This window comes from Acinetobacter lwoffii, assembly GCF_024129115.1.
In the GTDB taxonomy this organism is placed as follows: domain Bacteria; phylum Pseudomonadota; class Gammaproteobacteria; order Pseudomonadales; family Moraxellaceae; genus Acinetobacter; species Acinetobacter lwoffii_T.
In genome coordinates, this window is sequence record NZ_JAMXXO010000016.1 from 16,513 (window position 1) to 39,492 (window position 22,980).

General features: G+C 37.0%; 24 protein-coding genes. 11 read left to right on the top strand and 13 right to left on the bottom strand.

Translation table 11 applies throughout. The features are described 5' to 3' along the window. Genes NI470_RS11615 through rfbB form a run of 13 tightly spaced genes read right to left on the bottom strand, consistent with a single transcriptional unit; the run spans position 1 to position 12,628 of the window. Positions 1-531 (bottom strand): acetyltransferase, encoded by a 531-nt coding sequence (locus NI470_RS11615; protein WP_253148471.1) that lies wholly within the window; start codon positions 529-531, stop codon positions 1-3. Continuing rightward, a complete protein-coding gene (locus NI470_RS11620; RefSeq protein ID WP_253148470.1) occupies positions 524-1,534 on the bottom strand; it encodes an MraY family glycosyltransferase in 1,011 nt (336 codons plus the stop codon). The genes NI470_RS11615 and NI470_RS11620 overlap by 8 nt, the downstream gene beginning before the upstream one ends. Positions 1,535-1,548: 14 nt before the next feature. Further along, a complete protein-coding gene (locus NI470_RS11625) occupies positions 1,549-2,490 on the bottom strand; it encodes an NAD-dependent epimerase/dehydratase family protein (RefSeq protein ID WP_253148469.1) in 942 nt (313 codons plus the stop codon). Between the two features lie 4 nt (positions 2,491-2,494). After that, entirely contained in the window at positions 2,495-3,634 is a 1,140-nt protein-coding gene (locus NI470_RS11630) for a glycosyltransferase family 4 protein (RefSeq protein WP_253148468.1), read from the bottom strand. After that, positions 3,624-4,721 carry a glycosyltransferase gene (locus NI470_RS11635; protein WP_253148467.1) on the bottom strand — a complete coding sequence of 366 codons (1,098 nt, stop codon included), beginning with the start codon at positions 4,719-4,721 and terminating at the stop codon, positions 3,624-3,626. The genes NI470_RS11630 and NI470_RS11635 overlap by 11 nt, the downstream gene beginning before the upstream one ends. Further along, positions 4,718-6,082 carry an O-antigen polymerase gene (locus NI470_RS11640; RefSeq protein WP_253148466.1) on the bottom strand — a complete coding sequence of 455 codons (1,365 nt, stop codon included), beginning with the start codon at positions 6,080-6,082 and terminating at the stop codon, positions 4,718-4,720. Before NI470_RS11640 ends, NI470_RS11635 begins: the two co-directional genes overlap by 4 nt. A 28-nt stretch (positions 6,083-6,110) precedes the next feature. Continuing rightward, the gene (locus NI470_RS11645) at positions 6,111-6,995 is read right to left on the bottom strand and encodes a glycosyltransferase family 2 protein (protein WP_253148465.1); all 885 of its coding nucleotides are present in this window, start codon (positions 6,993-6,995) and stop codon (positions 6,111-6,113) included. A 32-nt stretch (positions 6,996-7,027) separates the two neighbouring features. Next, the gene (locus NI470_RS11650; protein WP_253148464.1) at positions 7,028-7,912 is read right to left on the bottom strand and encodes a glycosyltransferase family 2 protein; all 885 of its coding nucleotides are present in this window, start codon (positions 7,910-7,912) and stop codon (positions 7,028-7,030) included. A 55-nt stretch (positions 7,913-7,967) separates the two neighbouring features. Continuing rightward, the gene (locus tag NI470_RS11655) at positions 7,968-9,236 is read right to left on the bottom strand and encodes a flippase (protein WP_253148463.1); all 1,269 of its coding nucleotides are present in this window, start codon (positions 9,234-9,236) and stop codon (positions 7,968-7,970) included. Continuing rightward, the gene (gene rfbC / locus NI470_RS11660; RefSeq protein WP_253148462.1) at positions 9,233-9,793 is read right to left on the bottom strand and encodes a dTDP-4-dehydrorhamnose 3,5-epimerase; all 561 of its coding nucleotides are present in this window, start codon (positions 9,791-9,793) and stop codon (positions 9,233-9,235) included. The genes NI470_RS11655 and rfbC overlap by 4 nt, the downstream gene beginning before the upstream one ends. Further along, positions 9,790-10,674, bottom strand: coding sequence for a glucose-1-phosphate thymidylyltransferase RfbA (gene rfbA / locus NI470_RS11665; RefSeq protein ID WP_253148461.1), 885 nt, complete (start codon positions 10,672-10,674; stop codon positions 9,790-9,792). The genes rfbC and rfbA overlap by 4 nt, the downstream gene beginning before the upstream one ends. Continuing rightward, the gene (gene rfbD / locus NI470_RS11670; protein WP_253148460.1) at positions 10,671-11,564 is read right to left on the bottom strand and encodes a dTDP-4-dehydrorhamnose reductase; all 894 of its coding nucleotides are present in this window, start codon (positions 11,562-11,564) and stop codon (positions 10,671-10,673) included. The genes rfbA and rfbD overlap by 4 nt, the downstream gene beginning before the upstream one ends. Beyond that, positions 11,564-12,628, bottom strand: coding sequence for a dTDP-glucose 4,6-dehydratase (gene rfbB, locus NI470_RS11675; RefSeq protein ID WP_253148459.1), 1,065 nt, complete (start codon positions 12,626-12,628; stop codon positions 11,564-11,566). Before rfbB ends, rfbD begins: the two co-directional genes overlap by 1 nt. Before the next feature lie 261 nt (positions 12,629-12,889). Between rfbB and NI470_RS11680 the strand changes: the two genes are divergently transcribed. The 11 genes from NI470_RS11680 to ahr all read left to right on the top strand — a co-directional run bounded on the left by NI470_RS11680 (position 12,890) and on the right by ahr (position 22,935). Next, positions 12,890-13,990, top strand: a complete 1,101-nt coding sequence (locus NI470_RS11680; protein WP_253148458.1) for a polysaccharide biosynthesis/export family protein — start codon at positions 12,890-12,892, stop codon at positions 13,988-13,990. Between the two features lie 136 nt (positions 13,991-14,126). After that, the gene (locus tag NI470_RS11685) at positions 14,127-16,244 is read left to right on the top strand and encodes a polysaccharide biosynthesis tyrosine autokinase (protein WP_253148457.1); all 2,118 of its coding nucleotides are present in this window, start codon (positions 14,127-14,129) and stop codon (positions 16,242-16,244) included. Positions 16,245-16,439: 195 nt separating this feature from the next. Further along, on the top strand, positions 16,440-17,144 hold the full coding sequence (gene bamJ, locus NI470_RS11690) for a BamJ family beta-barrel-assembly machinery protein (RefSeq protein ID WP_253148456.1): 705 nt from the start codon (positions 16,440-16,442) through the stop codon (positions 17,142-17,144). A 48-nt stretch (positions 17,145-17,192) separates the two neighbouring features. Next, entirely contained in the window at positions 17,193-17,882 is a 690-nt protein-coding gene (bamJ, locus tag NI470_RS11695) for a BamJ family beta-barrel-assembly machinery protein (protein WP_138743138.1), read from the top strand. Positions 17,883-18,045: 163 nt separating this feature from the next. Next, positions 18,046-18,780, top strand: coding sequence for a dienelactone hydrolase family protein (locus NI470_RS11700; protein ID WP_253148455.1), 735 nt, complete (start codon positions 18,046-18,048; stop codon positions 18,778-18,780). A 93-nt stretch (positions 18,781-18,873) separates the two neighbouring features. Next, the gene (locus NI470_RS11705; RefSeq protein WP_253148482.1) at positions 18,874-19,233 is read left to right on the top strand and encodes an HIT family protein; all 360 of its coding nucleotides are present in this window, start codon (positions 18,874-18,876) and stop codon (positions 19,231-19,233) included. A gap of 161 nt (positions 19,234-19,394) precedes the next feature. After that, positions 19,395-20,423: an A/G-specific adenine glycosylase gene (mutY, locus tag NI470_RS11710; protein ID WP_276532977.1), complete on the top strand. Its 1,029-nt coding sequence runs from the start codon at positions 19,395-19,397 to the stop codon at positions 20,421-20,423. 60 nt (positions 20,424-20,483) lie between these two features. After that, positions 20,484-21,035, top strand: coding sequence for a M23 family metallopeptidase (locus NI470_RS11715; protein ID WP_276532978.1), 552 nt, complete (start codon positions 20,484-20,486; stop codon positions 21,033-21,035). 15 nt (positions 21,036-21,050) lie between these two features. After that, on the top strand, positions 21,051-21,296 hold the full coding sequence (locus NI470_RS11720; protein WP_004280868.1) for a hypothetical protein: 246 nt from the start codon (positions 21,051-21,053) through the stop codon (positions 21,294-21,296). Between the two features lie 24 nt (positions 21,297-21,320). Further along, positions 21,321-21,902 carry a DNA-3-methyladenine glycosylase I gene (locus NI470_RS11725; protein WP_253148452.1) on the top strand — a complete coding sequence of 194 codons (582 nt, stop codon included), beginning with the start codon at positions 21,321-21,323 and terminating at the stop codon, positions 21,900-21,902. 4 nt (positions 21,903-21,906) lie between these two features. Next, positions 21,907-22,935 (top strand): NADPH-dependent aldehyde reductase Ahr, encoded by a 1,029-nt coding sequence (gene ahr, locus NI470_RS11730; RefSeq protein ID WP_253148451.1) that lies wholly within the window; start codon positions 21,907-21,909, stop codon positions 22,933-22,935. Positions 22,936-22,980 lie beyond the last annotated feature (45 nt).

A 22,980-nucleotide genomic window follows, 5' to 3' on the forward strand; every position in this document is an offset into this window, starting at 1 on the left:
TTAAGACTTATGTTCTATGACACTTCCCACTTCCAAGAAAGAAAATGTAGGGATAATATTATTACTTGCAACTTTCACCCCAATACTTAAGTGTACAAATTGTTCAACCACCACATCATGGTCCAATAATGTACCCATATTTAAAATAGCACCATCTTGGATAATCGTATTCGTTCCAATAACACACCCAGCCATAATACTTACCCCCTGCCCTATTTTCGCACTAGGAGCAATGATGGTTTGTGGATGTATAATAGTCGTAATTGGTATAGATAAATCAAGCAGTAATTGTTGCCACTTTTGTCGTATTTGGTTATTTCCAACGGCAATGATGGCCTCGAAATCTTGTTGCTTGATTAAGGATAAGTTTTGAATATTTGAAACAATAGGATAACAACCTAACCATTGTTGCTCAGGCCATCGATCATCAACAAAAGAAATATTCTCCCAATTATCTAAAAGTTCAGCAACTTCAGCAATTGTTTGGCCAAAACCGCCTGCTCCTAAAATAAGCAATTTTTTTTCAGGCATCAGGCTTTCCTGCTTTCAATTTGATGGCCAAGAATATTAATGGTAAATAGGCAATCAATACCGCGAACTCAGGATACGCCCATTGTTGGGTGGTCGTGATATAGGCGATTGGAAAGAGCCACAATAAATTAATAGCTGCTATCGCCAAAGTCACTGGTGTATGGCTGCCCCATCGGCGTGATAAAATTTGATAGCTGTGACTGCGATGGGCATCATACATTTTATAGCCACTCAACACGCGTTTTATTAGGGTATAAGTCGCATCGACCACAAATACACCTAGACAAATGATCCACGCACAAAACAGTGCCAAGTTTTCTTTTAGAGCGATAAGCGCCAAAATACCCAAAGTGAGACCGAGAAATCCGCTACAGGCATCGCCCATAAAAATTTTAGCCTTGGGAAAGTTCCACAATAAAAACCCAAATACACAGGCTGCCAATAACCACAATATGTCTGAATTTAATGTGGTATTCAGTACATAATACAAAATGGCCAAACTAACGACAGTAGTAATGGCTTCGACACTGGCAATACCATTAATGCCATCCATAAAGTTGTACAAATTTAATAACCACACCAAAAATAATACAGCAATGATATTGGCGATAAAGCCGAGCTGCAGGCCATTAAAAGCAATGACTTCACTGAAACCACCCAAGCTGATGACCACGCCAATGGCCACTAAAAAGTGTACTGCTAAGCGCAACATGGAATTAATGTGCCCATGGTCATCTAAAAAACCAAGTAAAGCGATGACAAAACCCGCTGCTATTAGTGTTAAACCAATATGTACGGTCAATTGTTGGCTATATATCAGCACAGCCAGCGCCAACAAGTAGCTACACACAACCGCAACGCCACCACCGCGGGGCGTGGGTACACTGTGGGAGCTACGTTCATTAGGGTTATCTATTATATTTGTCTTGAGGGCGTAGGCGCGCATGAAATAGGTCATCGCAAACGCAAGTAAAAAGAAAATAAAAAGGGATAGCATGGACATATTTGTGACTAGGCTCAGTTTTGATGCGCTGTGTTAAACATTTTTTCTAGGCTTGTATCGACATTATACGGTGCTGTCCAACCTAAAAGTTGAGTATTTTTAGTGGTATCTACTAACAGTTCTGAACATAGACGTGAGGCAACCGCTTTTTTCCCCACCAAACTTGCCAGAAAACTGATCAAGCTTTTTGGTACTGGTAGCATTAGCAATTGATTATTTTGATATTTTGCTAATTTTTCAAATAGTTGTTTCACTGAAATGTCATCCTGATCACTGGCTAAAAATACTTCACGGTTGGCATTTGGATGCGTCATACACGTATGAATCAGGTCAGCTAAGTTATAGGCGCTCACCATACTGCGTTTATTGTCTAAGCAACCAATCGGTAAGGGGAATTTTTTACTTGCCAAGTTCACCATACTTTTAAAGTTGGCTTTTACATTAGGCCCATAAATGAGGACTGGGCGAATAATAACCACTTCTAAACCTGTGCGTTGAGATAGCGCAAGTAAGGTTTGTTCTGCTTCATATTTAGATAGGCCATACGGGTCATTTGTGTGGACATCGTCATTAGGACAAAAGGCTTGCGTGGTGGTTTGTTCGCCATTGACTTTAATGCTGCTTAAGTAAATAAAGCGTTTGACGCCACTTTGTACTGCTTTTTGTGCAAGGTTTAATGTGCCTTGTACATTGGTTTGACGATATGCTTCAAGTGGCGATGCAGCAATTTCATGCATGACATGCGCACGACCTGCACAGTGAATAATAACTTCAACTTGATTCAGATCAATGTTGTCTAAGTTATCATTCAGATCAAAATTGATATTGTGAATATTCGAATGGTCAAAAGTTTGGGCTTTACGGGTATGCGCTAAAACAGAATAGCCTTTTTCAGCCAAGAATTGTGATAAATATTGACCGAGGAAACCGTTACTGCCTGTAAGTAAGAGCTTCATATTTTTAAATTCCCAATATTTCTAATAAGCGCTGGTTTACTTTTTCTGCATCAAACTTTTCAATCGCAATTTTATGGCTTTGATCACCCATCATACGAACTTGCTCTGGGTGCTCAATGAAATAAATCATTTTTTCTGCCAATGCCTGTGGGTTCCATTTGGGCACTAAAAAACCATTTACACTATCAATTACAGTTTCTCGACAACCTGGTACATCAGTTGTAATAACAGCACGTCCAATAGCCATTGCTTCTTGTGTACTTCGTGGCACTCCCTCACGATACGATGGCAATACAAACACATGATTGTCAGCAATCCAGTCTTTGATATTACCCACATGACCAGGATATTGAATAATATTTGAAGAAATTAAAGTATCCAGTTCTGTTTGTTGTAAAGCGCCTAAGTTATGTGGGTCTATTGCTCCAAGAACTGTAAATTGCGTATCAGGATATATTTTTTTTACTAATTTTGCTGCTTGAATAAACTCGTAAATACCTTTTTCTTTTAGTAAGCGACCAATAAATAGAAACTTTATAGGAAAGTGAATGCTACTTAGCGGTTGGTATGGATAATCTTTTAAATTTAAGCCAATCCCGCCCAAAATTTTTACTTTTTTTACTTGTATTTCATGCCTTTCAAGTAAATCTTTCGGATCATCAGGATTTAAAAAAATAAGTTGATCAAGTTGTGGTAAGGCTATTTTATATAAAAAAACCTGTATTTTTCTTATAAGTTGCGTTTTTTTACTTTGACCCTTGGGCTGATCTGTAAAAGTATAACCTAGACCTTCGAGCATCCCAATAATACGCGGCACTTTAGCTATTCTTGCTGCTAATGTACCAAAAATTACAGGTTTAGAAAAATAGGAAAATACGAGGTCTGGATTGATTACTTTAATTTTTTTTGAGAGCTGATATGTTGCAATCATATCTGCGAGTGGATTCAATCCGCCACGGTTTAATGTGTACATAACTGGAGTAGCACCCAACCTTTCTATTTTTTTTAGGTCTTCTGCCGTATATTCAGACGTAAATGCATAGACTTGATGTCCTTTTTTTAAGAGTGTACGAATTAAGTCTGCACGAAAGCCATAGAAGCTTGATGCAATTGTACCGATAAGAATAGTTTTTTTAGGCAGCATAAATTTTTAACCATTGCTTTGTAATTTCATCAAGATCGAAATTTTTTTTGACATAATCAAGTGCGTTTAGGTTATTTTGTTTTACTATTTTTTCATCCATAGTAATAGCTTTGCTAAGTTGTTCAGCAAGGAGCCTTGAGTTTTTGATAGGAGCTAATAAACCATATCCCCCCATCACTTCTTTTACCCCACCAGCATCGGTTGCAACAACAAATGTTTCACATGCCATAGCTTCTGCAACAACTAACCCAAAACCCTCATATGCAGAAGAAAGTACAAAAAAATCGGCAGCAGACATAAGGTCTGCAATATCATCTCTACGACCTAGCAATTTCACATCTTCGCTCAGCCCATAATCTGCAATAGTTGCCTCAATTTCAGCACGCTCTTCACCATCGCCTGCGATTATTAATATAGGACGATGAATAAAAGTACCTTCTTGTTCAATTAATAAATAAAATGCTTTTATTAAATTTAAATAATCTTTAGCTTTGTGAAACCTCCCTACCGCTAAAAACAACTTAGCATCAGAACAAATATCTAAATTTGATCTAATCGATTCATAAGCTTGGGGATTAAATTTAAATTTATCTAAATCAATACCATTATAAATGGTTCTAATTCTATCCTTAGGTACAGCACCGAGTAGCTCAAAGCTTTCACTAGCTGCAATACTGACATTTGTTGTTAGCTCAGCCTGATAATGGGTTAACTTATAAGCTAACATTCTCAGCCTACCACCCTCATTGTTACTATGAGCAGTACAAATCAGTTTAGGGATTGGAGTAAATTTACGGACGATTCTAGCAAAAATATTGGCATGTACCATGTGTGCATGCACAACATCTGGCTGAAAATCTTCAATCAATTTTTTATAATTATTATATGCACTTAAAATATCACGTACTGTTTCCAATCCTATATATATAAGTTCTATATTTTGATTATTTGGACTGACAACAATTGGTTTTTTTAAGTAAGCAATCTTTACTTTATGACCCAGATTAAACATCCTATCAGCTAAATCTACAACAACTTTTTCAGCCCCACCACCACCAAGACCAGTAATTAAGTATAAGATTTTCATTTTTTAAACCGGAGCCTACCTAACAAATAAAATATACTATAAAAAATTATTAAGGCCCATAGAATTGAAATACTTGACCGACTAATCATGAAAATTTGTGTTAAAAAACAAATAAACAAACCCTTATAATACACACTATCATTACATCTTTCTGAAATTCTGTAAATTATTTTACCCCAATAGTAATTGTAAAACAAAAATAAAGGTAGAAATCCAAATGAAAATGCATAAAAATCACCTAGCAATGACCATCCCAATCCAAAGCCTTGAGACAAAGTAACAGGCTCAAGCTTATAAAGTAAAAAACTAGAAAAAGTTAAATGTGAATTGTTAATATTATCAAAAAAGCTATAAAAAATTTGAATTCCAGGCAAGATTACTTTTAAATAAGCTAAAAATGGAAATTCATTATTCAAAACCCCCATATTAAACACCATCATAGTTATACCCTGATTGTATAACATATCTTCCAATATAATATTAAAGATATCTTGCTTATTGCTTGAGGCATCTCTTGCACCACTTAAAGATGCCAAATCATTAGCAAAAAACATAAAAAATAAAATTAATGAACCAAACATGATATTTTTTAAGTTAATTTTTTTATTATCTAAGTAAATCCATAAAATAAAAATTAACCCCGAGATAAAAGAAGACCTAGATCCTTGAAAAATTGATGAAATCATTATCACTAAATAAATAAACAAGCTTAATCTATAAAATATTAAGCAAAAATAATACTTGTTTTTAAAACAGTATTGAATAGCTAATATTGCAACAAAAAAAGTAAAAACAATCAATGAAATTGGTGTGGAATATATGCCATCCTGTTCTGAGTATATTGACAAATACCCATTATTAATTGCACTTAATATCAACTTATAAGAATTATTTAAAGAAAAAAGCCCAAAAAAAAGACCAATACAACTAATAATTAGCAAAGTATTTTTGTTCGCCTCAAAAAATACAGTATTTTTCTTTATTTTATTATATTTATTATTTAAAAAACCATAAGTAAAAAATATCAATGAAAGATTTATTAAAATAGCTGATTTTATTTTTTCATTATTGTCCAAACAATAGACAAAGCCAAATTCTATACAAAAAGCATTATCAGGAAAAAATATGTTGTAAATAAATCTACCACATATAAACAATAAGAAACCTACAAGATATATTGAAGATAATTTAATAATATGGTTTTCAGGTGCATATTTAAGACAAATAAAAAAACTTATTAAAAAGTTTAATAATATCGGTATAGATAAAAATATATCTTCAATAAAATGTTGAAATAAAAGGATTGAAAAACCCATACTCCCTAACATAAGAAATACAATAAAATATTTTTTCAAATCCATCAAAAAACCATCCTAAATACGAGCTAAATTAGCGCTTTAAAAAACCTAAATAAAATAAAAACAATACAAAAAATTTACACAAAAAACTAACAAAACCTTCTGGAAATTTTATTTCTTTTTTAATATTATTTTTATTAGATATGTAAAAAAACCTCCAATAATTTAAATAACCACGAACTCGATATTTAAATTTAATTTTATAACATTCTGATAATTCATAATAATACAATAAAGTAGCATTAGGTGACTTTTTTCTAACTATTAGAATTTGATCAGTTAATCCACCTTCTAAATACTCACAAAAATAAATGGTTTTATTAAAAAAATACATATCGTAATTCTTAGAAATTCTGTTCCAAATAAGTGCTTCAGGACAAAATTTTTCGTTATCAAAAACAGGGAATCTATATTTTTTTAAAATCTCAGTTTTAAAAACCTCCGCTTTATCTCCGGAAATTTCATATTTATATCTAAAATCCATATAACTACAAACAATCTCATCATCCATTACATTACCAACAACTTGACCATTTAAATTTGCTTTATTACCACATATACCTGCAATCGTCTTATAATCAGCTCTTAGAGAAGCTTCTTCAATTTTTTCAATTATAACTTTTATACTATTTTCTGGTAAAGTATCATCGCTGTCTACAATAAAAATATAGGGAAAATTTGAAAGTTCAACCCCTAAATTGAGAGCTGTGTGCTTTCCACCATTTTCTTTTTTCAAATAAATGATATTAATAATATTTTCATTTTTGAAATCCTTAATTAAACCTTCAGTATCATCTATACTGCCATCATCAACAACAATCCATTCAAAATTCATGTTGGTTTGCTTAATCAAACTAGTATAAAGCCTTGGTAAATATTTAGTTCGGTTATATGTTGGTGTAACAATAGTAATCATATTTAGTATACCTTATTATATAATATGACTCATCATAGTTTGAAATTTTTCAAGTTAGTTTTAATAAAATCAATATTTTGTTTAAAAGTATATTTTCCGTTAAGTAAACTAAATATTGAAAATAATAATTGATAAATTGAATACACTATGAATAAAAATAAAGTCGAATGTTTTCTAAAAAAGTAATTTTGGCTGGTATGAATAACTGTTCGTTTCCAATGTGACATTTCAGCACTACCTCCCTCATAATGCATTATTCGAGTCGTACAATCTAAATAATTGATATATCCAAGATCTAATAATCTTTTATGAAGGTCTGTATCCTCATAGTATAAAAAAAAATTTTCATCAAAACCGTTAAGTTCTTTAAATAGTTCTTTTTTGATTACCATGTCAGCTCCTGAAACCATCTCCACCTTACTTAATTGGGATTTTATATAATCCTGATTAGCTTTTTTAATATTTTTTGGAACTATTTTCATGAAATGCATAGAAATAAACTGCCAGACCGTTGGCACTTTTCCACCTGATGTAGTGATATTACCTTTTTCATCAACTAGAATAGCCCCCAAGGTACCAATTCTATTATTTTTTTCTAACTCTTTATATTTATCTAAAAGAAATTTAATGGAGTTTTCTATTAATAATGTGTCAGAATTCAAGAAAAATAAATAATCACTGCGTGCATAATCGCAACCAAGATTGTTTGCTCCTCCAAAGCCTAGATTTGACCCAGAGTTAATAATATTTACGTTTTTAAAATAATTTTTTATTGCATCAATAGACCCATCATGAGAATTATTGTCAATTACAATAACCTCAAAATCAATATCTTTAGTGTGCTCATAAATTGATTGCAAACAATTTAATATTAATTCTTTAGTATTGTAATTAACAATTAAAATTGATATGTCCATGAATAATGACCCTTAATTAAAAAAACATAAAAAGCATAAGTTTTTGAACAATATATTAATTGCCATATTTACCATATTTCTTAAATGAAAATACCCCAAATCTATCTATTAATTCCAATACGATAAAATCTATGATTACCCGACCTGACCATACACATGCAGCTCCTATAATTCCATAATTTTTAATAGAATATATTAAAAAAACTAAGAATGGAATAGCTTCAGCAATATGTACTATTGCTGTTATATTAGAATAACCCTTAGCTTGAATACTAGTATATGGAATTTGCGCCAATGCATTAAAGAAAAACCCAATTAATAAGATTTGTAATATATGTTTTGAATTTTCAACATATACATCACCAAACCATATTCTTATTATTTGGTCCGAATAAAAAATTCCAGAAATTACTACAGGTAGAACAATTACAAACATCAACATATAAGATTTATTTTTAATTTCATTATGCTTATATAAACCTTCTGTTAATAAAGGAAATATTGTTCTTGATATTCCATTTGGCAATATACTCATTCTTGCAATAACTTCCGATGGGGCTGTATAAAACCCTAGCATATTTGCACCCAAGTTATTAGAAATAATTAATTTATCAAAATAAGATAAGATTGGACTAATTATATTAGTCACTGCAACCCAACCACCAAAACTAATCAATCTTTTAAAATTATTTAAATTAAAACCTTTAAACAATAGCCCCAATTCCGTCCTCAGAAAATAGAGTAAAATGATTAGAGACAAAATCCTAGAAATCAACAACCCCAAAGTTGCGAAATATAAAGTTGGCTGAAATACAATAAAAATAAAAGGGAAAATTGTAATTAACAAACCACTATATGTCTTATAAATATTAACTTTTAAAAATTCTTGCCGACCCTCATATAAAGCACTGATTACTTGTGTTGATAAATAGATAGGAATAGAAAAGCTAATTACAACTAGTGCACTTAATACATCATCCACAATGGCCTGACTAACCGACAAATAAGACTGAATTTCATATTTGAAAAAGATAATACTTAATGTTGCTATAAAACCTAAAAAGATTACAACAATATTCGATGTTGACAATATTTTACCTAGTTCAAATTTATTATCCTTATAGAGCGCAACCTCTCTAATTACGGCTCTACTAATACCCATATCGAAAATTCCAGCATAACCAACGATTGCCATGATCATCATTAATAACCCAAATTTTTCGACATTTAATATTCGAGCGGTATAACCCAATATAAAAATTGACAAAATCCCTGGTATCAAATATCCAGCAAAATTATAAAAACTGTTTTTCAATATATTCATATATTTAGTTCAATAAACTTGGTAGCTAGTTTATCTTTATCACTTACTAATACCTCTTCAATTTCATATAATGGCCAATCAATTGCTAGCGTTAGATCATTCCAGATAATCGCACCTTCACTTTCCTTATTATAATAATTAGTAGTTTTATAAAGAAACTGAGTATTATCTTCTAATGCGATAAAGCCATGAGCAAACCCTTCAGGAATCCAAAACATAGTTTTATTTTCTGCACTCAACTCTACACCAACCCATTCCCCATAAGTTTTAGAGTCTGGACGAATATCAACGGCAACATCCCACACTTTACCTTGAACAACTCGAACCAATTTACCTTGGGCATAAGGTTCGCGCTGAAAATGCAAACCTCTCAACACCCCTTTTTGCGAACAGGAATGATTATCCTGCACAAATGTTGGTATAAGTAAATTTAATTCTTTTAATGCATTCTCAAAACTTTGTTGATTAAAGCTTTCAATAAACCAACCACGTTCATCCCCAAAAACTTGTGGATGAAGTATTAATAAACCGTCGAGTTTTGTTTTTTCTACTCTCATTTTACTTCATCCAATAATTTCAATAAGTATTGACCATAATCTGTTTTTCTAAGTGCTTCTGCACTTTCCTTAAGTTTTTCTTTTGAAATCCAACCTTGCTGAAAACCAATTTCTTCTAAACAGGCCACTTTTAGCGATTGACGTTTTTCAATGGTATATACAAATTGACCTGCTTCTAGTAGAGATTCATGAGTTCCCGTATCTAGCCATGCAAAACCACGCCCAAGTAATTCAACATTGAGTGAACCATCTTTCAAATAAGCATTGTTAATATCGGTAATTTCTAACTCACCGCGTGCAGATGGTTTTACCTGTTTTGCAAACTCAACTACGCGATTATCATAGAAATACAATCCAGTGACTGCATAAGGAGATTTCGGTTGAGTTGGCTTTTCTTCAATACTCAGTACTTTGCCAGTTGGATCAAACTCTACTACCCCAAAACGCTCTGGATCAGTAACATGGTAACCAAAAACTGTTGCACCTTTTTCAAGGTTATTGGCTGCCTTTAATTGCTTACTAAAATTTTGACCATAATAAATATTGTCGCCCAAGATTAAGCAAACGTGATCATTTCCTATAAATTCTTCGCCAAGAATAAACGCTTGCGCAAGTCCATCTGGTGAAGGCTGTTCTTTATAGCTTATTTCGATACCAAATTGTGACCCATCGCCAAGCAACTTTTCAAAGTTAGGTAAATCCTCTGGAGTTGAAATTACTAGTACTTCACGAATACCTGCTAACATCAGAACGGATAACGGATAATAAATCATTGGCTTATCATAAATTGGCAAGAGTTGCTTAGATACACCTTTAGTAATTGGATGCAAACGGGTTCCTGAACCACCTGCCAATATAATACCTTTACGCTTTATACTCATTTCTGAAGTACCTCTGTTACAGTTCTTTGTACATGTACTTTCCAGTCTGGCAAATAAATTTGAAAAGCATGTTGAATTTTTTGATTATTTAATCGTGAATTAAGTGGACGTTGTGCGGGTGTCGGATATGCTGTTGTTTGAATCGGATTAACTTGCTGAATAGCTAAATTTACACCTAAGCTTTTTGCTTGCTCAAATATATAGTTTGCATACTCAAACCACGATGTCTCACCACTAGCAACCAAATGATAAATGCCAATTTTAGTTTGATCTTGCAATGTATGCACAATCGCATGAGCACTTACATCGGCAATTAGTTCAGCCGATGTCGGAGCACCAATTTGATCATTAATAATAGATAACTCTTTACGCTGCTGAGCCAAAGTAAGCATTGTTTTTAAAAAATTCTTACCTTTTCGCGCAAAAACCCATGATGTTCTAAATATCAAGTAATCACATCGAGCATTCTGAATAGCTTGCTCACCTAAAGCCTTAGTCTTACCATATATATTCAAAGGTTTAAGGGCATCAGCTTCATTAAATGCCGATACACCCTCACCATCAAAAACATAGTCTGTCGAATAATGCACTAAGAGTGCCTTAATATGGGCACAAGCCTCAGCAATCTTCCCTACAGCCACATGATTCACCAGATTAGCCATATCTTGTTCTGTTTCAGCTAAATCTACTGCAGTATAAGCACTCGCATTCACAACTACATCTGGCACTATTTGTAAAATAGCTTGATAAATCAGATCAGGATTACTTAAATCCCCAGACCATTGGCTTAAACCATTTCGATCAAGTGAAATCACCTCACCTAATGGAGCAAGGGAGCGCTGAAGCTCCCAACCAACCTGTCCATTTTTTCCAAGCAATAAGATTTTCATTACTTAGCCTTGTATTGCTTTTCTAACCACGATTGATATTCACCACTTTGAATATGGGCAACCCATTCTTGGTTATTAAAATACCATTCCACCGTTTTACGGATTCCAGTTTCAAAGGTTTCCGTCGGCGTCCAGCCTAATTCATTTTGAATTTTTGTGGCATCAATTGCATAACGTAGATCGTGCCCAGGACGGTCTTTTACAAAAGTAATCAGTGACTCATACGCTTGACCATTTGCCTGTGGTTTTAGCTCATCCAAAATCTTGCAAATGGTTTTTACCACCTCAATATTCTGCTTTTCGTTGTGTCCACCAATGTTATAGGTTTCACCCACGATTCCTTCGGTCACCACTTTATACAAAGCGCGAGCATGATCTTCCACATACAGCCAATCCCGAATTTGTTGACCGTTACCATATACAGGTAAAGGTTTAGCATCTAGTGCATTTAGAATCACCAATGGAATTAGTTTTTCTGGAAAATGATAAGGCCCATAATTGTTCGAGCAATTAGTCACAATCACAGGTAGACCATAGGTTCTGTGCCAAGCACGTACTAAATGATCTGAACTAGCTTTAGACGCAGAATAAGGAGAGCTTGGTGCGTATGAGGTTGTTTCCGTAAAAAGATTGGTTGTACTTTCTAAGTCGCCATAAACTTCATCAGTTGAAATATGATGAAAGCGAAAGTTGTGTTGAGCTTCAGCTTCAAGACTCATCCAATACTTTCGAACTGCTTCTAATAGGGTATAAGTTCCCACAATATTGGTTTGAATAAATGCTGCTGGACCGTCAATTGAACGATCTACATGCGACTCTGCAGCTAAATGCATAATCGCATCTGGTTGAAATGCTTCAATTGCTTTCGTAATTTGCTCAGTATCACAAATATCAATTTGTTTGAACTGATAATTCGAATGCTGATCAATTTCTCTTAACGACTCTAAATTTCCCGCATAAGTCAGTTTATCTATATTCAGAACTTGGTTGTTGGTATTTTTGATAATATGGCGGATCACAGCTGAGCCAATAAATCCAGCGCCACCGGTAACAAGAATTTTCATTTATCTGACCTTAAATGCTTTTTTAAAAGAATTCGAAAATAGCAGCATAAAATTTTGCAGCTATTGTAGACATAAATTTAAAAAAAGATATTAAGAAAGTAGTAAATTTCAACCAACCACATGAAAAATTTTAAAATTAATATATAAATCAAAATTATAATTTAAAAATAAGAAATTAGAAGTGTTTGAAGATATTCAATATTCTAATTTTGAACTACAATCACTTCCTAATAACGATGTATTACAATTAAGGGTTTGAATGTGAAGTATCAACGCATATCAATTTTACTGGCTATTTCCACATTATTTTCTGGTTGTGCACTCACTTCCGGTATACAAACCTATGATCTACCAGCGGAAGGTTTCTTTCAAACAGATGCGGGTACACGTGTCAATCTCATCAAAATCACTCAAGATAATCTTTTTGCCTTACAACCTGCTCAGCTTGCTTCTCAAGACTTAGCCACACTATTCAATAAGCCTCATAAAAATTATGCTTTAAGTCCAGGTGATATTCTTTCAATTTATTTATGGGCTTATCCAGAACTTACCCCATCTTCCTCGAGTGTAAGTGGCGTAGAATCTGCACGCGCGAATGGTTATCAAATTAACCAAGAAGGTTATATACAATTTCCAATCATTGGTCGTTATAAGGCAGCAGGTAAATCACTTACTCAAGTAAATTCTGAACTACGTAGCCAGCTGTCACGTTATTTAAAAACACCAGATGTTATTGCTCGTGTCCTTTCTTATCAAGGGCAACGTTTCTCTGTACAAGGGAATGTCAAACAAGGAGGACAATTCTTCTTAAATGATCAACCAGTAAGTGTCTACACAGCTCTCGGCATGGCTGGTGGAATTAATACAGAGCAAGGTGATAGTACTTCAATTACTTTAGTCCGAAATGGACAAACCTATCAGTTAAATAGTATTGAATTAGAAAAAAATGGATTTTCCTTACATAATTTACTGATTCAGCCCAATGATACCTTATATGTCAATAGTCGAGAAAATCAGAAAATTTATGTATTAGGAGAAGCTGGTAAAAATCAGTCCTTACCTATACGTGACCAAGGGATGAGCTTGAGTGATGTTATTGGTGAAAGTTTAGGCTTAAATCCAATGTCTGCTAACCGTAGTAAGATTTACATTATTCGTAATCAGTCAAATCAACCTTTAACAGAAATTTACCATATTGATCTAAGTAGTATTGGTGATTTTGGCTTGGCAAATCAATTTAAAATGCAGAGCAATGATATTGTTTATATAGATGCTACCGGCTTAGTGCGTTGGCAGCGTATTGTTAATCAGATTGTACCTTTCTCAAGTGCTTTATATAGCTTTGATCAATTAGGTCAATAATATGAATTATATCTTCTAAATAAATTGATTCTAATCCTTATAGATCATCAGAACATTGAAGAGACAGTTTCAAACTATGTTCTAAAAACTCAAAGTTTTGATTTAAAAATTTTTAATTATTTGCAGTAATAAACGAATGAACTCAAACGTACAAGACGATACTATCGATTTAAAGGAATTATTTTTCTCACTTATAGCAGAATGGAAAATAATTAGCCTTTGTGTTCTTTTATCTTTAGTCAGTGCTTTCATATATCTACGGACTACTGAAAATGTATATCAAACTGATGCATTGGCACAGATTAAATCCAATACCTCAAGTCCCTTAGCCGGGCTAAGTTCAGATATGGCAGCCATGGCAAGTCTCGCCGGCTTAGGAGGAATGGGAAACTCTTCTACGCAAGGCGAAATTGAATTATTAAAATCACGTGCAATCTTAGGTCAGGCAATTAAAGATTTAAATCTTGATATTCAAATTCAACCTAAAGAAAATTTTTTCCAAAAAATTATATCTGATAATAACTATATCAAAACATATACTACCCAAGATATCTTATTAAAAAAAGAAGGTCAGAGACTTGTAATCGCCCAGTTTCAAGTACCCAAATTTTATGAAAATAAAGCCTTACTCCTAACTCTTGAAGACAATAAATACACTATTCATGACTATAAAACCGAGCAACTTCTGAAAGAAGGAGAATTAAACCGAGTTTTACGTGATGGATCTTGGAATATTAGTATTTCTGGAAATTTAAACTCGGGACAGAAATTTATCCTGCAGAAAAACTCTCTGCCTATTGCTATGTCAAATATCTTGAAAAACTTTGATGCTCAAGAAAAAGGCAAAGGAACAGGTATATTAGAACTCACTTATCAAGGTGAAAATCCAGAAAATATTCCGAACCTCCTTAATACGGTTTTAAATATTTATAAGCAACAAGATATTAGTCGAAGTGTTACTGATAAGGATCAACAAGTTGCCTTTCTAGAAAAACAACTTCCAGAACTGAAAGAAGACTTAAATAACTCCGAACGTCAGTTTAATCAGTTTAGACAAAAATATGGCACAGTGGATGTCAAAGGAGAGTCTGAATTATACCTTAAACAAGGTATGGAACTTGACATTCAGAAAGTCCAACTTCAACAAAAACAGGCTGAGCTCGGAGCTCAGTACACTGCTGAACACCCAGCGATGCAGGCTATCAATGCTCAATTAACGACACTCAATACAAAAATCAGTGAGGTTAACAATAAGGTTAAGCAACTTCCAGAGATCCAGCGTTTATATTTACAATATTACCGAGATGTTGAAATCAAAAACCAGCTTTATACTGGTTTATTAACAACGTATCAGAGTCTGAATGTGGCTAAGGCTGGTGAATTAGGTAAAGTAAGCATTGTGGATTATGCAGTAGAACCTGTTAACCCTATTAAACCTAGAAAGCTAATCTTTTTAGTGTTCTCTATTCTTATCGGTGGATTTATTGGTGTATTGATTGCATTGGTGCGTAATTTCTTACACTCAGGCATACGCAATATAGAACCTATTACGACTAAACATACCTTAAGAAATTTAGGGAAAGTTAATCAACATAATTCCTTGAATAGAGACTCTAAACAGTATGCTCATCCATTAGCAGTTTTGGAGCCTTCTGCCCTTCCCATTGAACAAATGCGAAAAATTGCTACCTCAATTCAACATTCTGCACAAATTTCGGGTCAACCTGCTGTACAAATGATTGGTACTACAAGAAATATTGGTACATCTACACTAACAGCAAATCTTGCCATTATTTTAGCTCAGATGAATTTAAAAGTTGTATTGATTGACTCTGATTTAAGGAAAGGCCAATTGAAAGACTATTTTAATATTGAGACATCAGTCGGTCTAAGTGATTATCTAAATGGTACAGCAGTTTTAAGTTCTATTATTACTCCGACTCAACAAGCCAAACTTGATCTGATTGCTAGTGGTAAAGGAGAAATTAATCCGGTTAGTTTACTGAGCAAACCAGAAATGGCGATACTGTTGGATCAATTAAAAAATACTTACGATTTTATTCTTGTAGATGGAACGCCTGTTCTGGATGTTTCAGATAGCCAAATATTGGCAAACCACATCAATACCAATATTCTAGTGACACGCTATAATTACACTTCAGAACAAGAGATTGAAATGGCATTAGAGTCTTTTAAAAACTCGGGGCATAGTGTCCATGGAATTATTTTGAATAGGGTTAAAAATAATTTTTAAAGCCCCGTAATTTTTATAAAAAACAAGAGTTACCTTCTATAATACAGGAGGTAACTTTTTACATTTAGAATCGTGTATATTATTTTTTTAAATGTGCTAAATGTAGCAAATCTATCTATCATAGCGTATGTCTTATAAAATTCTGTTAAGATCATTTCTAGTTTTTTTGGACAAATTACAATTAGGAAATAATACATGAGTAAGGCCTTACCGATTGCTGTCGCTGTTCTTTTAGGCGGTGCCGCGCTAGTACCTGTTTACTATGCAACTCAAAACCCAGCTGCTCAAACCACAAAAGCATCTAAAGATGCCTCTGCTGTTTCTAAAATTAGCTATGCACTCGGTTATGAAGTCGCTCATCAAACTCCACCTGAGCTGGATATTAACAGCTTTGTGACAGGCGTTCGCGAAGGTCATGCCCGTACTGCTCCTGCTTATGCTGAAGAAGAATTACAAGCAGCTTATGAGCAGTTCCAAAAAGAAATGCAGCAGAAGCAAGTCGACAGTGCCAAGCACGCTCAGGCATCAAGTGATACTTTCCTGACTGGAAATGCCAAAAAAGCTGGGGTAAAAACTACAGCATCTGGTTTGCAATATTTAGTGACCAAAGAAGGTACGGGCAAGCAGCCTGCAGCAACTTCAATTGTGAAAGTACATTACACAGGGAAATTGGTTGATGGTACCGTGTTTGACAGTTCGGTTGAACGTGGCGAGCCGATTGAGTTCCCACTCAATCAGGTCATTCCAGGCTGGACCGAAGGTCTGCAACTGATGAAAGAAGGTGGTAAAGCAACCCTGTATATCCCATCTAAACTGGGTTATGGTGAACAGGGCGTGCCAGGTACGATTCCTCCACACAGTACTTTGATTTTTGATGTGGAACTCATCGAAGTAAAATAATCCACAAAAAGGAGAGCAACGCGCTCTCCTTTATTTTGAGAATTAATCATGAAAATACAAATAAGTTTGATGGTTTTACTGCTGAGTTCTGGCAGCCTGTTTGCAAAAGAAGTCACCAATAAAAGCCCTGAGGCTGAACAGGTCGGCTACAGCTTTGGTTATCTGATGGGAAAAAGTAATGCAGATTCCTTACAAGGTATTGATCTAGATGCCTTTAGTACCGGTTTAAAAGCAGCAGCTGCTGGAAAACAGGCGACTTTAAGTGAAGAAGATATGGCGCGAGTCTTGACCCAATTCAAGCGTCAGGCTGAAGCCAAAGAGCTGATTACCCTGAAAAAGCAAGCTGAAGAAAATGCCAAAATTGGTCATGCTTTTCTGGCTGAAAATGCCAAAAAACCCGGAATCAAAACCACCAAATCAGGTCTGCAATATCAGATTCTTCAGGAAGGCAAAGGCAAATCACCAAGTGCAAACAGTAATGTCCGCGTACATTATGAAGGCCGCTTGATCGATGGTACGGTTTTTGACAGCTCGATTGCCCGCAATCAGCCCGTGGTATTTCGAACCACCCAAGTCATTACGGGCTGGACCGAAGGTTTACAGTTAATGAAAGAAGGCGCCAAGTATCGTTTCTTCATTCCGGCAGAACTTGCCTATGGACAAATTGGTTCAGGGGATGTGATTGAACCGAACAGTACTTTAATTTTTGATGTGGAATTACTGGAAATTATTAAATAATAAGTACTATTTTTCCTAATATAAAATCAGAGAGGTTCGATATGCACCTCTCTTTTTTATGGGCTTAAACATCAGGGAATCGCATGTTTTCATGTCACATTCCAATCAGTTTTGCTATGTTATATTTTATTTAAGTGATTCAACAACAATAGAGGACGTCAGCATGGCAGTAATCAAGACCCGCGAAATTCATTATACTGCGCAGAATGGCAGCCCATTAATTGGTTATTTTGCCGCACCAGAAACAGATACACCCGTTGCCGGTGTACTGGTCGCACCCGAATGGTGGGGGCGTAATGAATATACTGAACAGCGCGCCCGTGAACTTGCAGAACATGGCTATGCGGCCCTGGCCATGGACATGTATGGGGATAAAAAAGTCACGACCAATTCTGATCAGGCTTATCAGTGGATGATGCAAACTTTTGAAGATACTGACACTATCGTCAACCGTGCAACAGCAGCTTTGAATGCTTTAGCAGCACAGGATGAAGTCAATGCGGAAAAACTGGCTGCAATTGGTTTCTGTTACGGTGGCAAAGTAGTTCTGGATCTGGCCCGTTACAATGCCCCTTTAAAAGCGGTGGCAACTTTCCATGCCAACCTATCTCCGAAAGCCCCGGCTCAGGAAGGTCAGGTACAGGCAGAAATTCTGGTGCTGCATGGTGAACTCGACAGTATGGTGACCCTGGATGATGTGGCCAGCTTCCGTGAGGAAATGCATGCTGCCAAAGTCGAGCATGAGGTGATTGTTTTTGAAGATGCCAAACATGGCTTTAGCAACCCGCTCGCCGATGAACGGGCCAAAACCAATGGCGTGGATCTTGGTTACAATGCAGAAGCGGAACAGAAAGGCCTGGCAGCAATGTATGCCTTGCTAGACCGCCACTTGGCATAAATAGAAACAACTATCCGGCTTGTTCACAGGCTGAATATTTTAGATACTTCATGAAGAAAAGAAGATAAATCCTACCAGAGGAGAATGTGTATGATGGCTGAAACCAACTGCCCCTACTGCAATTTTGACGAATATGATGTCATTGCCAAAAATGATTATGGTGTGGTGTTGCCTGAACCGAATTCATTGTCCGAAGGTCACTGTGTGATTATTCCATTGCGGCATGTGGCCTCGTTTTTCGAAGTGACCGACAAAGAACGTAAAAGTTTGATGTCCTTACTGGAACAGGCACGCAATGAACTGCAATTACGCTACCAACCTTCGGGTTTTCATGTCGGCTTTATTGATGGTGAAGTTTTTCAGGAAAAGGTAGAGCATCTGCATATTCATATTATTCCGCGTTATGCCGGCAAGACCTTGAAGCTGGATGAGCGCTGGGGAATTAACGATTAACCGGATTCTTTATTAAAAATAAATGCTCTCCGGAGCATTTATTTTTATGAAAGCTAAGTTCTATCAAGCTCGATGAACATCTACGTTTTATCCCACTTTTCACATTCCCACCCTGCTGATTCCGCTATACTAGCTGCTGCTTATTCGATTGCTATGTGTTCATGTTTGTATTTTCAGATGCCCTGTTGGAATGGTTTGATGTGCATGGTCGTCATGACTTGCCCTGGCAGGTAACAAATGATCCGTATAAAGTCTGGGTCTCTGAAATCATGTTGCAGCAAACTCAGGTCAAAACTGTACTGCAATATTTCGAACGATTTATCCAGCGTTTTCCGACGGTTCAGGACTTAGGTCAAGCCTCATGGGATGAGGTAGCACCCTATTGGGCAGGTCTTGGCTATTATGCCCGCGCCCGCAATCTGCATAAAGCGGCTGGTATCGTAACCGCACAGCAGCTGTTCCCTCAAACCCTGGAAGAATGGATGGCCTTGCCCGGCATTGGGCGTTCTACCGCTGGCGCCTTGATGTCACTGGGTTTACGTCAATATGGCGTGATCATGGATGGCAATGTCAAACGGGTATTGTCACGTTTCTTTGCCATTGAAGATGATCTGTCCAAACCGGTACATGAACGTGCTCTTTGGCAACTGGCAGAACAGCTTTGTCCGATCGAACGCAATCATGATTATACCCAAGCGATTATGGACTTGGGCGCGACCGTGTGTACGCCGAAAAAACCTTTATGTCTATATTGCCCGATGCAGCAGCATTGCAAGGCCCATCAACAGGGGCTGGAAAATGAATTGCCTTTTAAAAAGGTCAAAAAACCAGTACCGGTACGTTCTGCTCAGGTTTTGCTAATCCAGTCGGGTACAGACTGGCTCTGGCAGCAACGCCCTAATAGCGGCCTTTGGGGTGGTCTCTGGTGTCTGCCTATTATTGAAAATGCCCATGAATTTGAACAGCAATGCCAGCAACTTGGCCTGAAAAATATCCTCAAAAAAGTCCAGATCAGCCATAGTTTCACCCACTTCACCTGGCAGCTTGAAGCAATCGTTTTTGCAGTGGATCAGGATCAGCAGGAACATCTGGCGATTGAATTGCAAGGCAACTGGATGCGTCCAGAGACAGCCATTGATTGCGGTCTACCAACAGCGATGAAAAAATTGATCTCTGCGGTAAATGTATGACATATTCTGGACAAAGCAAAAAACCGATCAGCTCAGAATGAGCATTGCCAATATTTAAGGATGAATAGCGTGCGCCAATATCTTGCTTTGACCTGGGTGGCTTTAATTGCCATATTACTAACCGCCTGTAGCAGTACACCGAAAAAACCCCCTGCTGTACAGCTCAATCCTATCGTCGTGCAAAAACTGAAAAGTATGCGAGTGCCGTCCTCTCTGCCCATCCCGGTGGCACGCGTACAGGCACGTGAATTATCAGATACCTGGGGCGCTTCGCGCAGTCGCGGACGCCTGCATGAAGGTATTGATATCATGGCTCCACGTGGAACCAAAGTTTTTAGCGCGACTGAGGGCCTGATTGCAGATTTACGTAATAACAATTTGGGTGGTAAAGTAGTCTGGATTCTGGGTCCGAGCGGCTCGTGGCATTATTATGCTCATCTGGACGGACATAAGCGCGGTTTAAAAGTGGGCGACTATGTCAAAAAAGGCCAGCTGATCGGTTATGTCGGCAACAGCAGCAATGCCCGGCATACTGCACCACATCTACATTATGGAATCTATTTACAGGGCAAGGGCCGCGGTGTGGTCAACCCTTATCCCTATTTACGTTAATTTTAGGATATTTACATGTCAGAAGCGTTGATCAATCGTCTGGTGGAATTTGCTGAATCAGGCAATCAACAAAAAATTGTATGGAATGGTCAAACTTACCAGGGCTGGGTGATGGAAATTACCGAGGATGCGCTTCTGATCAGTACCGGTTATGCTGACAAGGCCGGTAAAGATATGTGGATTCAATTTAGCGATCTGGATCAGGCTGAGTTGTCTTACTGGGATAACCAGCAAGATCAATGGACTATTTTTAAATTATAAAACCATAAAAACAAGGAGCATCACATGACTGTGCAACGCTGTGGCTGGTGTTCCGATGATCCGCTGTATATCGCCTACCATGACCAGGAATGGGGACAGGCTCTGCTGGATGAAAATCGCCTGTTTGAAATGCTGTGTCTGGAAGGACAGCAGGCCGGTCTGGCCTGGATTACCGTTCTCAGAAAACGTGAAGCGTATCGTGAACATTTTTTTCAATATTCCATTCAGTCGATTGCAGCACTTACAGATCAACAACTCGAACTCAAGCTTAAGGATGCCCGCCTGATCCGTCATCGTGGCAAGCTGCATGCCATTCGCGAGAATGCCCAAGCATGGCTCAAGCTGCAACAGCAAGACATCAATGTAGGGCAATGGCTATGGTCTTTTGCCCAGCAACCACGACTGAATAATGATATTGCGGATTATCGTCAGGCAGCGGCACAGACTATCGAAAGCCAGATCATGTCAAAAGCCTTAAAAAAGGCCGGTTTTAAATTTGTCGGACCCACCATTTGCTATGCCTTTATGCAGGCCGTCGGTATGGTCGATGATCACGAAAATCATTGTCACTTTAAAACAATATATTCCCATTCAAAGAAGAGCTGAATTTATGTCGAATAATATTATCCACGCTTATGCTGCAATGTCAGCAGGTGCTGCACTCGAACCCTATCAGTTTGATGCCGGAGAACTGCAGCCGCATCAGGTCGAAGTAAAAGTGGAATACTGCGGCCTCTGTCATTCCGATATTTCAGTGATCAATAATGACTGGGGTTCATCCGTCTATCCAGTCGTGGCTGGACATGAGATTATCGGTACCATTACCCATCTGGGTGCAGAAGCCAAAGGCCTGAAAGTTGGTCAACGAGTGGGAATCGGCTGGACAGCGGAAAGCTGCCAATATTGCGTTCCCTGCATTTCAGGTCAGCAGGTGCTGTGTACTGGCGGTCAGGTGGCTACCATTGTCGGACATGCCGGTGGTTTTGCCGACAAAGTGCGTGCCGGATGGCAATGGGTCATTCCCCTACCTGAAGATCTTGATCCTGAAAGTGCTGGTCCCCTGCTCTGTGGCGGAATTACCGTATTCGATCCGATTCTCAAACATCAGATTCAGGCTATTCATCATGTTGGCGTGATCGGGATTGGGGGTCTGGGTCATATCGCAATTAAACTGCTCAAAGCTTGGGGCTGTGAGATTACGGCTTTCACCTCAAATCTGGACAAAACCGATGAGCTGAAAGGCATGGGTGCTGACCATGTGGTCAATAGTCGTGATTCGGCTGCCTTAAAAGCCCAGCGAGGCAAGTTTGATTTATTGCTGAGTACGGTCAATGTCACCTTGAACTGGCAGGCTTATCTGGCCACTCTGGCACCGAACGGTACAGTACATATGCTCGGTCTCCCTTTAGAACCGATGCAGATTCCGGCGGGCATGCTGATTGGTGGTGCCAAGTCAGTTACTGGTTCACCAACCGGTTCGCCGGCGGCACTGCGTCAGTTACTCCAATTTGCCGCACGTAAAAACATTGCCCCACAAATTGAAGTCTTCCCGATGTCACAGCTGAATCAGGCCATTGAACATCTGCATTCGGGTAAAGCGCGTTACCGGATTGTACTTAAAGCGGATTTTGAAGCTTAAACTCTGCCTGTTTCAATCTGTCAAAAAGACCCAGCAATTGGGTCT